This is a genomic window from Streptomyces sp. NPDC059866, assembly GCF_042731325.1.
GTDB classification, from domain to species: Bacteria; Actinomycetota; Actinomycetes; order Streptomycetales; family Streptomycetaceae; genus Streptomyces; species Streptomyces flavusporus.
In genome coordinates this window covers 251951-265103 of the sequence record NZ_JBHWJT010000002.1, presented here as the reverse complement: position 1 = coordinate 265103, position 13153 = coordinate 251951, and the positions used below count along the sequence as shown (strand labels likewise).

The following is a 13153-nucleotide window of genomic DNA, read 5'->3' as shown; positions in this document are numbered from 1 at the left end:
GGGAGGTTCGTCCCCGTGAAGCACCCGCACAAGCACCGCAGACGCCGTAACGCCGTCCTCGCAGCCGCGGCCGCCACGGCCACCCTGGTCGGCGCCGGAGTGATCGTCCTCGACCCGGACTCCGCCGAGGCGGCCACCGCCCGCCAGGTGGAGAAGCTCGACCGGGGTGTGGTCAGCGTCCACACCGGCAGCGGCAACCTGGTCAGCTGGCGCTGGCTCGGCACCGACGCCGACAACGTCTCCTTCAACGTGTACCGGGCCGGCACCAAGGTCAACTCGTCGCCGATCACCGGCTCCACCAGCTTCTTCCACTCCGGCGCCCCGTCCCACGCCGACTACACCGTCCGCGCGGTCGTGAACGGCGTCGAGCAGGGCGACTCCGTCCACGCGATCCAGTTCCGCAGCGGCTACAAGGACGTCCCGCTCTCCCCGCCGGCCGGCGGCACCACCCCCGACGGCGTCGCCTACACCTACGAGGCCAACGACGCCTCCGTCGCCGACCTCGACGGTGACGGCGCCCTCGACTTCGTCCTCAAGTGGCAGCCCACCAACGCCAAGGACAACTCCCAGTCCGGCTACACCGGCAACACCGTCGTCGACGGCATCAAACTCGACGGCACCCGGCTGTGGCGCATCGACCTGGGCCGCAACATCCGCTCGGGCGCGCACTACACGCAGTTCCAGGCGTACGACTACGACGGCGACGGCAAGGCCGAGGTCGCCATGAAGACCTCCGACGGCACGGTCGACGGGACGGGCAAGGTCATCGGCAGTCCGTCGGCCGACCACCGAAACTCCTCCGGCTACGTCCTGTCCGGGCCGGAGTACCTGACCATGTTCGACGGCCGGACCGGCGCGGCCATGCAGTCCGTCGACTACGTCCCGGCCCGCGGCACGGTCTCGTCGTGGGGCGACTCCTACGGCAACCGCGTCGACCGCTTCCTCGCCGGCACGGCCTACCTGGACGGCGCCCGCCCCTCGCTGATCATGGCGCGCGGCTACTACACCCGCACGGTGATCGCCGCCTGGGACTGGCGCAACGGAGCCTTCACGCGCCGCTGGACCTTCGACACCAACGCCTCCACCAACGCGGGCAAGGGCTACGACGGTCAGGGCAACCACAGCCTGTCCGTCGCCGACGTGGACGCCGACGGCAAGGACGAGATCGTCTACGGCGGCATGACCGTGGACGACAACGGCTGGGGTCTGTGGACGACGAAGCTCGGCCACGGCGACGCGGGCCACGTCGGCGACCTCAACCCGGCGCGCTCGGGCCTGGAGTACTTCAAGGTGTCCGAGGACTCCTCCAAGCCCGGCTCCTGGATGGCCGACGCCCGCACCGGCCAGATCCTGTGGCAGACGGCGTCCGGCGCGGACAACGGGCGCGGTGTCTCCGCCGACATCCACGCCGGTTCCGCGGGCGCCGAGTCCTGGTCGGCCTCGGACACCACGCTGCGCTCGGCGACCGGCGGCTCGCTGGGCCGCGAGCCCTCCAGCATCAACTTCGTCAACTGGTGGGACGGCGACCCGGTCCGCGAACTCCTCGACGGCACCCGCATCGACAAGTACGGCACGTCCTCCGACACCCGCCTGCTGACGGGTTCGGGCGTCTCCTCGAACAACGGCAGCAAGTCCACCCCGGCGATCTCCGGGGACATCCTGGGCGACTGGCGTGAGGAGGTCGTCTGGCGCACCAGCGACAACCGGGCGCTCAGGATCTACTCGACGCCGCACGAGACGAACACCAGGATCACGACCCTGCTCCACGACACGCAGTACCGCGTGGCCCTGGCCTGGCAGAACACCGCCTACAACCAGCCGCCCCACCCGAGCTTCTTCATCGGCAACGGCATGGCGACGGCCCCGCGACCGACGGTCTACACCCCGTGAACAGCGGTGGGGGCGTGCCCGGGTCGGCACGCCCCCACCGGTTCAGGCGCCGCCGGAGCCGGACGGGTCGCCGTAGATCACCCCGCGGCCGTCACTCCAGCAACTCCGCATACGAGCCCAGAGCCAACGCAATGTCCGCCTGGGCCCAGAACCGGTGATACGTGAACGAAGGCGCCGCGCCACCCGCGAGATAACTCTCGATCTTCGACCACGCCGGATCGTCCTCGTAGAACGACCGGATCGAGTCGAACGTAGACGACGAGTTGATCGCGTCCCCGTTCGGCATGGTGCCGCTCCACCCGCTCGGGACGTACACGCTGTCGTCGAACCGGAGGTAGTCCGCCCGGGTCTCCGGCACGGCGATGCCCAGCGCGTCCTGGTGGTTGTCCCACATGCCGTCCAGCAGCGCCTTCGCCGTCGCCGCGGCAGCGCTGTCGCCGGAACGGTCGGCGTAGTACGTCAGCGTCTTGGCGTACGCGGCCGCCACGCCCACGTCGTTGGTGTAGTCGGCGACGGTGACGTGAAGTCCGTTGTTGGCGCCCGGACTTGACGGGTTCCAGGTGTCGGGCTGGCCCGACCACTGGAGGGTGGACGGGATCTGGTAGGTGCCGTCCGGGTTGATCGTGGTCTCGGACAGCGCCCAGTCGACCCACTTGTCGAGGACCGCCTTGGCGTCCGCGTCACCGCTCTGCTGGTAGTACTCGGCGACCCGTTCCATCGACCACGCCTGGAAGCCGAACCACTGGTTGGACGGCGGGTCGTGGTAGACGGGCTGCTGGTCGTAGTACATGCCGTAGAAGGTCGACTTCCCAGCCGGCGGGGTCGCGTACCGGCCCGCCCAGCTGTTGGTCGCACCACCCGCGATCGCGCCCTCGCTGGACTGCAGCCAGCGGTAGAACTCGATCTGCCGCTCAAGGGATCTGGCCCAGTCCGCCTGCCCCGTCGCCGACTTGGGCTTCAGGTCGGCGTACGCGCTGAGCGCATACGCGGCCATCGGGTTCTGATAGCCGCCGTGCGCATGGCTGGAGCCGATGCGCCAGGCCCAGCCCGCGGAGGTGTCCAGGGCGCCGCCCCAGGCGTAGTACCAGGACAGCAGGTAGTGCGAGGAGTCCTTGCCGCTGCCCGCCGGGCAGGCCGAGGCGCCCACGCAGTTGCCGATCTTCTTGAAGTACTTGTCGAACATGGCGTAGCGCAGGTAGTCGCCCATCTTCGCCGCCTTCGCGACGGTCGCGGAGACTTCGCCGCCCTTGCCCTGCTCCTCGGCCCACAGGTCCGCCCAGTACGCGGCCTGCACCGCACGCGCGTCGGCGTCCGGGGCGTTGGTGAACTTCCACTGCTTGGCGTAGGACGCGTCACCGGTGAACAGGTCCAGGTAGCCGTTGGTGCCGCCGTACTCGAATGCGTCGCAGGTCGGCTGCGGGACGGTCTCCCACACCGACTCCTGCGAGCCGCGCTGGAAGGTGTTGATGTACGACGGCCCGGTCGCCGTCGGGCCCGCCTCGCACTTGCCCGGTTCGTTGCCGTAGCCGTAGACGTTGTCGACGTCCTGCAGCCAGTGCATGCCGTAGACGTCGTCGGTGCCGTACGCGCTCTTCAGCTCGGCGGCGAGCGGGTCCTGGCCGACCGGGACACTCGGGTCGAGCTGCGCCGGGTACTGCTGCGGGGTGTCGAGTTCGGGCGCGTACGTCGCCGGCTTCGACGCGGTGTAGAACGAGTTGGTCGGCTGGTCGGCGTGGGTCGGGATCATGTACTTCTCCATCAGGTCCCAGGCGCCGTTGAACCGGGTCCAGTCACCCGTCACCTTGCCGTACATCGCCTGCAGCCACAGCAGGTAGCTGTACGCCTCCGACGTCGTCTCATGGCCGTGGTCCGGCGCCTCGACGATCAGCGTCTCGACCGAGTGGTACGGGATGCCCTCGGGCGAGAAGTAGCCGCTGGCCGGATCGGTGATCTTCCCGTAGAGCTCCAGGAAGCGGGCGTCGTACTCCTTGGTCGCGGCGATCTGCGTGACCGTGACCGAGGCCTTGGCGTGCCCGGTCGCCGTCGACTCGAAGGTCGCCGCGCCGGTGCCGGAGGAGTCGGCGGTGACGGTCACCTGCTGTGCCGTGTTCCAGTTCGACGGCGTGAAGGTGAGCGAGGCGCCGCCGGTCACGGCGAGGCCCGTGTTGCCGCCGGTGCGGGCGGTCGTCACGGTGACATCGGACGACGGCTGAGTCGACAGCTTCACGTCGTACGTGGCCGATCTGCCCTGCCGGACGGGCAGTTGGGTGGGCGTGGCCACCACGGCCGGTCCCGAGGCGACCGTGATGCCGACCGGTGTCGACGACGCCGAGGCGCCCAGGCTGTCGTACGCCTTGGCCACCAACGAATGACCGCCCACGGTCAACCCGGTGGCCGAGAGCGAGTACGGCGCGCTGGTGTCGGTGCCGAGCAGTGTCGTGTCGTCGTAGAACTCGACCTTCGTGATCGTCGCGTCGTCGGCCGCGGCGGCGGTGGCCGCGAGGGGCACGGCGTCGCCCTGCGAGTAGACCGCACCCGGCGCCGGGCTGGTCAGCACCGTGATGGGCGGCTGGTGCGCACCCGCACAGGTGGTGCCGTTGACGGCGAACGAGGTGGGCGCCGCGTTGCTGCCGCTGTAGGTGAACTGGGCACCCGTCGACACGGCCGCGCCCGCGGCGATCCGCGCGTTGTACGAGGCGCTCTGCACGGTGACCGTCGAGCCGGACTGGGACCAAGTGCCGTTCCAGCCGTTGGTCAGCTTCTGGTTGCCGGCGTACGCGTACGTCAGGGTCCAGCCGTCGATGACGTCCGTGCCGCGGTTGGTGAGGGTCAGGTCCGCGGTGAAGCCGGAGCCCCAGTCATTGGTCTTGTAGTCCACGCTGCACTGAACCGCCGCCGCGTGCACGGGAGTCGGATTCGCCGCCAGCATCGACAAGGGGACCGCGAAGGCCGCCACTACGGCGGTCCATAACCGCCGCACGGCGCGGCGTCTGTTTCTGGGGGGCATGTGCTGGTTCCTCCTTGCGGCTCGGAGAAGTCAAGGCTTGAACCAGTGGGAGCGCTCCCATAGTGGGGACAGGGGTGAAGAGGGTCAAGGTGCTTGAAGAGTCGAAAAGATTCGATGGATGCGGTTGAGGAAAAGTCAAGCAACTCCCCTGTTCTTTACCGTCACTTGGCGCTACCTTCGCCAACACCAGTGGGAGCGGTTCCATCAGTCGACGCGTCCGTCACGGCGCGCCCGAGCTGCAAGGAGTCGCTCATGCGACACCCCCCGCGTTCAGGTCTTTTACTCGCCGGTGCCGCCGCGCTCGCCCTGCTGGGCACCGCGGTCGCACCCGTCGTCACGGCCCAGGGAGCCGCGCCCGCCTGCACGGTGGAGTACTCCGTCACCAGCCAGTGGGACACCGGCTTCCAGGGCGCGGTGACCATCACCAACAACATGGCAGCAGTGAGCAGTTGGAGTCTCACCTTCGACTTCGCGGGCGGCCAGAAGGTCAGCCAGGGCTGGAACGCCAAGTGGTCCCAGTCCGGTGCGACGGTCACCGCGGCCAACGAGAACTGGAACGGCTCACTGGCCACCGGCGCGAGCGTCAGCGCCGGGTTCCTCGCCTCCTGGTCGGGGAACAACGCCGCACCGACGGCGTTCAGGCTGAACGGCACGACCTGCAACGTCGACACGGAACCCACCCCGACGCCCACCGACCCGACCGACCCACCGGACCCCGGTGACGGGCCCCCGGTCCTGAGCGTCTCCGGCAACAAGCTCGTGGATGCCGAGGGCGCCACCCGGCGGCTGCTCGGCGTCAACCGTTCCGGCGGCGAGTTCGCGTGCGTGCAGGGATACGGCATCTGGGACGGTCCGGTCGACGACGCCGCGATCAAGGCCATCGCCGACTGGAACGCCAACACCGTCCGTATCCCGCTCAACGAGGAGTGCTGGCTCGGCACCTCCAACATCGAGCCGGAGTACGCCGGCGCCCACTACATCGATGCCGTCAAGGACCTGGTGACCCGGGTGAAGGCACACGGCATGACGCCGATGCTGGAACTCCACTGGTCCTGGGGCCAGTACACGGGCAACTCGGCCGGCTGTTCCGACATCCACGCCAGTTGCCAGAAGCCGATGCCCAGCATGGAGTACACGCCGTCGTTCTGGTCCTCGGTGGCGGGCACCTTCAAGGACGACCCGACCGTCGTCTTCGACCTGTTCAACGAGCCCTACCCGGACCGTGCCACCTCGACGGCGGAGCAGGCCTGGACCTGCTGGCGCGACGGCGGCAGCTGCCCCGGCATCGGCTACCAGGTCGCCGGCATGCAGGACCTGATCGACGCGATCCGCGCCACCGGTGCGAAGAACCTGATCCTGGCCGGCGGGCTCGCGTACTCCAACGACCTCAGCCAGTGGCTGACGTACAAGCCGAGCGACCCGGCGGGCAATCTCGCCGCCGCCTGGCACGTGTACAACTTCAACGTCTGTGCCAACGAGAGCTGCTGGGACTCCACCCTCGCCCCGGTCGCGGCCCAGGTGCCGCTCGTCGCGGGCGAGATCGGCGAGAACACCTGCGCGCACTCCTTCATCGACCGCGTCATGGCCTGGTTCGACGCGCGTGAGCTCTCCTATCTCGGCTGGACCTGGAACACCTGGAACTGCAACTCCGGTCCGGCCCTGATCTCCGGCTACGACGGAACTCCCACGTCGTACGGAATCGGGCTGCGCGATCACCTGCGCGGCCTCGACGGATAACCCCAACCCCGCAACACACCAACCCAGGAACTCCAACCCAGGAAGAGGGACCCGCACTGATGAGCCGTACCAGAACAAGAACGGCACTGCTCGCCGCCCTGGCACTCGTGGGCGGTGCCACCGGGACCGCGATGGCGGCGGCCCCCGGCGACGTCGGCGCCGCCGCCGTCCCCTGCACCGTCGACTACCAGGTGCAGAACCAGTGGGACACCGGCTTCACCGCCTCCGTCACGGTCACCAACCACAGCGCCGCGAAGAACGCGTGGTCGCTGAAGTGGTCGTACGCCGGCAACCAGCAGATCACCAGCGCCTGGAACGCGAAGGTCAGCCAGAGCGGCGCCGCCGTCACGGCCGCCAACGAGAGCTACAACGGGACGCTGGCCACCGGCGGTTCGGTCAGCTTCGGCTTCAACGGCACGTACAGCGGCACCAACGCCGTCCCGGCGGCCTTCACCCTCGACGGTGTGACCTGCAACGTCGACGACGGAGGCGGCGGCCCCACGGATCCGCCGGACCCCGACCCCACCGCGCGGGTCGGCAATCCCTACTCCGGCGCCAAGGTGTACGTGAACCCCGAATGGTCCGCGAAGGCCGCCGCCGAACCGGGCGGCAGCCGGATCTCCGACCAACCGACGGGCGTCTGGCTCGACCGGATCGCCGCCATCAACGGCGTGAACGGCGGCATGGGCCTGCGCGACCACCTCGACGAGGCACTGGAGCAGAAGGGCGCAGACGAGCTCGTCGTCCAGCTGGTCATCTACAACCTGCCCGGCCGTGACTGCGCGGCCCTCGCCTCCAACGGCGAGCTGGGCCCGACGGAGATCGGCCGGTACAAGACCGAGTACATCGACCCGATCGCCGCGATCCTCGCCGACCCGAAGTACGCGGACCTGCGGATCGTCACCACCGTCGAGATCGACTCGCTGCCGAACCTGGTCACCAACACCGGCAGCCGCCCGACGGCCACCCCGCAGTGCGACGTGATGAAGGCCAACGGCAACTACGTCAAGGGCGTCGGCTACGCACTGGGCAAGCTCGGCGACGTGCCGAACGTCTACAACTACGTGGACGCCGGACACCACGGCTGGATCGGCTGGGACGACAACTTCGGTGCCTCGGCCAACATCTTCAAGGAGGCGGCCACCGCCGAGGGCGCCACGGTGAACGACGTCCACGGGTTCATCACCAACACGGCGAACTACAGCGCCCTGAAGGAGGAGAACTTCACGATCAACGACGCCGTGAACGGCACCTCGGTGCGCCAGTCCAAGTGGGTCGACTGGAACCGGTACGTCGACGAGCTGTCGTTCGCCCAGGCGTTCCGCAGCCAGCTGGTCTCGGTCGGCTTCGACGCGGGTATCGGCATGCTGATCGACACGTCCCGCAACGGCTGGGGCGGCTCCGCCCGGCCCACCGGCCCCGGCGCGCTGACCAGCGTGGACGCCTACGTCGACGGGGGCCGCTACGACCGCCGGATCCACGTCGGCAACTGGTGCAACCAGTCCGGCGCGGGCCTCGGCGAGCGCCCGCAGGCCGCTCCCGCGGCGGGCATCGACGCCTATGTGTGGATGAAGCCGCCCGGGGAGTCCGACGGGGCCAGCCGGGAGATCCCGAACGACGAGGGCAAGGGCTTCGACCGGATGTGCGACCCGACCTACCCGGGCAACGCCCGGAACAACTTCAACATGTCGGGCGCCCTGCCGGACGCACCGCTGTCCGGGCACTGGTTCTCCGCGCAGTTCCGGCAGCTGATGGCGAACGCGTACCCGCCGCTGTCCTGACCTGATCCGGTCCGCCGGGGTCATCCCTCCCGGGACAGACCCCGGCGGATCGCGAACTCCACGGCCGAGTAGTCCCCGTCGGCCCGGTCCAGCTCCACCTGCTGCGCCGGATGCAGCGGCGGCTGCGCCATGAACCTGGGCCGGGTGCCGTGATGCGGCTGGGCGGCGTGCACCAGGAACGGATGACAGAGGTACACGTCGCCGGGACGGCCGGTGGCGTACGTCCGCGGGCGGTGTGCGGAGGCCGTGTCCACCTTCGGGCCGAGCTCCAGGAAGGAGGCGCCCGTCTCGCCGTACGGCTCCAGGACCGGCGGTACGTCGAGATGCGAGCCGACTCTGATGCGGGTCGGGGCGTCCGCCTCGGTCACCTCGCTGAACAGGAACAGCATCAGCAGGGCACGGTCCCTCGACCGCACGTTGGTGTGCCACAGGGTCGCGCCCTCGGGAAGGTAACTGCCCTCGATGTGCCAGCCCGCGTCGTCCGGCTCCTCCTCGTGCGGGAACCGCAGCGGGAAACTGCCCAGCGCATAGCGCGGCACCCAGCGACCCGCGCCGACCAGCACGTCGAACGCCTCGTGCAGCACGGGGGAGTTGGCGGCGGCGGCGAACGGGCCCTGCGCCATCGCGGCCACCCAGTGCACCGGGTCCTTCCACGTGCCGGGGTCCTCCGGGTCGTATCCCGTCTCCCGCCACAGCAGCCGCGCGCAGTCCTCGGCGACGCGTGGCGGGAAGGCACCCTCGATCCTCACGAACCCGTCCTCGAGGAACCGCTCCACCGTCTCGTCGTCCATGCCGGCCATGGTGGGTGAGTCCGGCGTGCGTCCGCATCCCATTTTCTGACGCCCGTCTCTTTGCAGTTCCGGCAACGGAACTTGCCCCCTGGTGGTGCGCCGCCGCACGCTGGCCGTATCCGGAGGAGAGGCTGACCACCATGGCGCACGACCACGAACACGATCACGGCCGGCACCATCACGGCCATGGTCATCACGACCACGCCGACATCGACTGGGCCGAGACGGGCCCGCTGCTGGAAGCGCAGGCGGAGCTGTTCACCCCGCTGTACGAGCGGGCGCTGGCCTGGCTCGCGAAGCGGCAGACCGACCCGGGGCTGATCGTCGACGCGGGCAGCGGTCCCGGTGTCGTCGCCTGTCTGCTGGCCGAGGCCTTCCCGGGTGCCCGGGTCGTCGCGGTCGACGGCGCCGAGCCGCTGCTGGAGCGGGCCGGTGCCCGGGCGAAGCGGCTGGGCGTCGCCGACCGCTTCGCCACGCTCCCGGGTGACCTTCCCGAGGTCCTCGGCGATCTGGACTACCCCGCCGACCTGCTGTGGGCCAGCCGGAGTCTGCACCACCTCGGCGACCAGCGGGCCGCGCTCGCCGCCTTCGCCGGGTACCTGGCACCCGGCGGCACGCTCGCCCTCATGGAGGGCGGGCTGCCCTCCCGGTTCCTGCCGCGTGACATCGGCATCGGCCGCCCCGGACTGCAGGCGCGGCTCGACGCGCTGGAGGAGGAGCGGTTCGCGCAGATGCGCTCGTCCCTGCCCGGTGCCGTCGCCGAGACGGAGGACTGGCCGGCGCTGATGACCGCGGCGGGCCTGAAGCCCACCGGCACCCGCAGCTTTCTGCTGGACCTGCCCGCCCCGGCGACCGGCCGGGCCCGCGACTACATCGCCGCCTCCCTGTCCCGGCTGCGCGACGCCTTCGACGACCAACTCGACGCCACCGACCGCGCCACCCTGGACCGGCTCCTCGACCCCGACGACAAGGCGAGCGTCCATCACCGTCCGGACGTCTTCCTCCTGGCGGCGCACACGGTCCACACGGCGACCAGGACCCTGTAGACCGACTGACATGTGCGAAGCGCCCCGGGAACCGGTGGGGTTCCCGGGGCGCTTCGGCAGGTGCGTCAGCCCATGTCGAAGGCGGCCGGATCCGGGCCCAGCCGCCGGTCCTCGTTGAGCGCGCTGATCGCCGCGAGGTCCTCGGTGTCCAGCGAGAAGTCGAAGACGTCGATGTTCTCCTGGATCCGGGACGGCGTCACGGACTTCGGGATCACGATGTTGCCGAGCTGGAGGTGCCAGCGCAGCACGACCTGGGCGGGCGTGCGGTTGTGCTTCTGGGCGATGGCCACGATCGCCGGAACCTCCAGCAGGCCCCTGCCCTGGCCGAGCGGCGACCAGGCCTCGGTGTGGATGCCCTGCTCCGCGTGGTACTCACGGGCGGCATGCTGCTGGAGGTGCGGGTGCAGCTCGATCTGGTTGACCGCGGGGATGACCGATGTCTCGGCGATCAGCCGCTCCAGATGCTCCGGCAGGAAGTTGGAGACGCCGATGGCGCGGATCCGGCCGTCGGAGTGGAGCTTCTCGAAGGCCTTGTACGTGTCGACGTACTTGCCCCTGGACGGCAACGGCCAGTGGATCAGGTACAGATCCACGTACTCCAGGCCGAGCTTGCCGAGGGAGACGTCGAAAGCGCGCAGAGCGGACTCGTACCCCTGGTCGCTGTTCCAGAGCTTGGTGGTGACGAAGAGGTCCTCGCGGGGGAGACCGGCGGCGGCGATGGCCTTGCCGGTGCCCTCTTCGTTGCCGTAGATCGCCGCTGTGTCGATGCTGCGGTACCCGGCCTCCAGCGCCGTGGCGACCGCCTGCTCCGCCTCGTCGTCCGGCACCTGCCAGACGCCGAAACCCAGCTGGGGCATCGCGACGCCGTTGTTGAGGATGATCGGGGGGACCTTGCTGCTCACGAGCTCTTGATCCTTCGGTTGTCGTCAGGTGGTACTCCCATCGTCAACGATCACGAGCCCCCGTGCATTCCTGACCGCGGAATCCGCCGGAATCAGATCCGCGCCTCACGTCTGGTACAGGGCGCTCACCTCGTTCGCGTACGCCTTCTCGATCGCCTTCCGCTTCAGCTTCAGGGACGGGGTGAGCAGTCCGTGCTCCTCGGTGAACGGCTGCGCGAGGATACGGAAGGTGCGGATCGACTCGGCCTGCGAGACAAGCGTGTTCGCGGCGACCACCGCGCGCCGCACCTCGGTCTCCAGATCCTGGTCACGCACCAGTTCGGCGGGGGACAGGCGGGGCTTGTTGCGCATCTGGAGCCAGTGCTCGACGGCCTCCTGGTCCAGGGTGACCAGGGCCGCGACGTACGGGCGGTCGTTGCCGACGACGATGCACTGGGCGACCAGCGGGTGGTCGCGTACGCGTTCCTCCAGCAGTCCCGGCGAGACGCTCTTGCCGCCCGACGTGACGAGGATTTCCTTCTTGCGGCCGGTGATGGTGAGGACGCCGTCCTCGTCGAGGGACCCCAGGTCGCCGGTGGCCAGCCAGCCGTCGTGCAGGGTCTCGTCGGTGGCCTTGGGGTTGTTCAGATAGCCCTGGAAGACGTTCGGGCCGCGCAGCCAGATCTCGCCGTCGTCCGCGATGTGCACGGTCATGCCGGGGATGGGCTGCCCGACCGTGCCGTACCTGGTGCGGTGCGGCGGGTTGGCCGTCGCGGCCGCCGTGGACTCGGTCAGGCCGTACCCCTCGTAGATCGGCACGCCCGCGCCCGCGAAGAACAGCCCGAGCCGCCGGTCCATCGCCGAGCCGCCCGACATCGCGTTGCGCACCCGGCCGCCCAGCGCGTCACGGACCTTGGAGTAGACGAGCTTGTCGAAGAGTTGGTGCTGCATGCGCAGACCCGCCGACGGACCGGGCCCGATCCCCCATGCCTTGGCCTCCACCGCGTCCGCGTACCGCACGGCGATGTCGACGGCCTTCTCGAACGGCCCGGCCTTTCCCTCCCGCTCCGCCTTGCGGCGGGCGGCGTTGAAGACCTTCTCGAAGATGTACGGCACCGCGAGGATGAACGTCGGCCTGAAGGCGGCCAGGTCGGGCAGCAGGGCCGCGGCGTTGAGTTGCGGCTGGTGGCCGAAGCGGACCTTGCCGCGGATGGCGGCGACCTCCACCATCCGGCCGAAGACATGGGCGAGCGGCAGGAAGAGCAGCGTCGCCGCCTCGTCACCCTTCTTGGAGTGGAACACCGGCTCCCAGCGCTCGATGACGGTGTCCGCCTCGTACATGAAGTTGCCGTGCGAGATGACGCAGCCCTTGGGGCGGCCGGTCGTCCCCGACGTGTAGATGACGGTCGCGACCGAGTCCGGGGTGACCGCCTTGCGGTGCCGGTGCACCATCTCGTCGTCGAGGTGGGCGCCCGCGTCGTACAGCTCCTGGACCGCACCCGCGTCGAGCTGCCACAGCCGGCGCAGCCGGGGGAGCCGGTCGATGACCGTGGCGATCGTCATCGCGTGGTCCTCGTGCTCGACGATCGCGGCCGTCACCTCCGCGTCGTACAGCATCCAGAAGCACTGCTCGGCCGACGAGGTCGGATAGACCGGCACCACCTGGGCGCCGATCGTCCACAGCGCGAAGTCGAACAGCGTCCACTCGTAGCGGGTGCGGGACATGATGGCGACCCGGTCGCCGAACCGGACGCCCTCGGCGAGCAGGCCCTTGGCGAGGGCGAGGACCTCGTCGCGGAACTCGGCCGCGGTCACGTCCCGCCACTGCCCCGACTCGTCCTTGCGGCCGAGCGAGATGTGGAGCGGGTCCTCCTGGGCGTGCTCGAAGACGGCGTCGGCCAGACCGCCCACCGGGGGCGCCAACGCCAAGGGAGGATTGGTGAACTCGCGCAAACCCGTTCCCCGCTCTCTGTGACGGCTCTCTGTGACGCTCCGCACAGGCGGTGAAAGCTACCCCACA

Annotated in this window: 8 protein-coding genes; 4 read left to right on the top strand and 4 right to left on the bottom strand. The window is 69.6% G+C overall.

The genetic code is table 11. From position 1 onward, the window contains the following. Window positions 1–15 precede the first annotated feature (15 nt). The gene (locus tag ACFV7R_RS03420; RefSeq protein ID WP_385259359.1) at window positions 16–1890 is read left to right on the top strand and encodes a rhamnogalacturonan lyase; all 1875 of its coding nucleotides are present in this window, start codon (window positions 16–18) and stop codon (window positions 1888–1890) included. Window positions 1891–1981: 91 nt separating this feature from the next. Here ACFV7R_RS03420 and ACFV7R_RS03415 read toward each other — a convergent pair whose 3' ends face one another. Further along, window positions 1982–4897 carry a glycoside hydrolase family 48 protein gene (locus tag ACFV7R_RS03415; protein WP_385259358.1) on the bottom strand — a complete coding sequence of 972 codons (2916 nt, stop codon included), beginning with the start codon at window positions 4895–4897 and terminating at the stop codon, window positions 1982–1984. A gap of 252 nt (window positions 4898–5149) precedes the next feature. Here ACFV7R_RS03415 and ACFV7R_RS03410 point away from each other — a divergent pair, with 252 nt between their 5' ends. Both ACFV7R_RS03410 and ACFV7R_RS03405 read left to right on the top strand, forming a co-directional pair. Next, window positions 5150–6634, top strand: coding sequence for a cellulase family glycosylhydrolase (locus tag ACFV7R_RS03410; RefSeq protein ID WP_385259355.1), 1485 nt, complete (start codon window positions 5150–5152; stop codon window positions 6632–6634). A 59-nt stretch (window positions 6635–6693) separates the two neighbouring features. Continuing rightward, window positions 6694–8415, top strand: coding sequence for a glycoside hydrolase family 6 protein (locus tag ACFV7R_RS03405; RefSeq protein ID WP_385259353.1), 1722 nt, complete (start codon window positions 6694–6696; stop codon window positions 8413–8415). 20 nt (window positions 8416–8435) lie between these two features. On the opposite strand, the gene ACFV7R_RS03400 is transcribed toward ACFV7R_RS03405, so the two are convergent. Continuing rightward, a complete protein-coding gene (locus ACFV7R_RS03400; RefSeq protein ID WP_385259351.1) occupies window positions 8436–9206 on the bottom strand; it encodes a phytanoyl-CoA dioxygenase family protein in 771 nt (256 codons plus the stop codon). Between the two features lie 140 nt (window positions 9207–9346). On the opposite strand from ACFV7R_RS03400, the gene ACFV7R_RS03395 reads away from it, so the two are divergent. Beyond that, window positions 9347–10252 (top strand): class I SAM-dependent methyltransferase, encoded by a 906-nt coding sequence (locus tag ACFV7R_RS03395; protein ID WP_385259349.1) that lies wholly within the window; start codon window positions 9347–9349, stop codon window positions 10250–10252. Window positions 10253–10317: 65 nt separating this feature from the next. Here the strand turns inward: ACFV7R_RS03395 and ACFV7R_RS03390 are convergent, their stop codons facing one another. Together ACFV7R_RS03390 and ACFV7R_RS03385 are read right to left on the bottom strand one after the other, a co-directional pair. After that, on the bottom strand, window positions 10318–11154 hold the full coding sequence (locus ACFV7R_RS03390; RefSeq protein WP_385259346.1) for an aldo/keto reductase: 837 nt from the start codon (window positions 11152–11154) through the stop codon (window positions 10318–10320). Window positions 11155–11259: 105 nt separating this feature from the next. Further along, window positions 11260–13086 (bottom strand): AMP-dependent synthetase/ligase, encoded by a 1827-nt coding sequence (locus ACFV7R_RS03385; RefSeq protein WP_385259344.1) that lies wholly within the window; start codon window positions 13084–13086, stop codon window positions 11260–11262. Window positions 13087–13153: the final 67 nt, after the last annotated feature.

What these genes read in the sequence shown, in the direction of transcription:
- ACFV7R_RS03415 (WP_385259358.1), bottom strand. Translation starts at nt 4,897, where the DNA reads ATGCCCCCCAGAAACAGACGCCGCGCCGTGCGGCGGTTATGGACCGCC.
- ACFV7R_RS03410 (WP_385259355.1), top strand. Translation starts at nt 5,150, where the DNA reads ATGCGACACCCCCCGCGTTCAGGTCTTTTACTCGCCGGTGCCGCCGCG.
- ACFV7R_RS03405 (WP_385259353.1), top strand. Translation starts at nt 6,694, where the DNA reads ATGAGCCGTACCAGAACAAGAACGGCACTGCTCGCCGCCCTGGCACTC.
- ACFV7R_RS03400 (WP_385259351.1), bottom strand. Translation starts at nt 9,206, where the DNA reads ATGGACGACGAGACGGTGGAGCGGTTCCTCGAGGACGGGTTCGTGAGG.
- ACFV7R_RS03395 (WP_385259349.1), top strand. Translation starts at nt 9,347, where the DNA reads ATGGCGCACGACCACGAACACGATCACGGCCGGCACCATCACGGCCAT.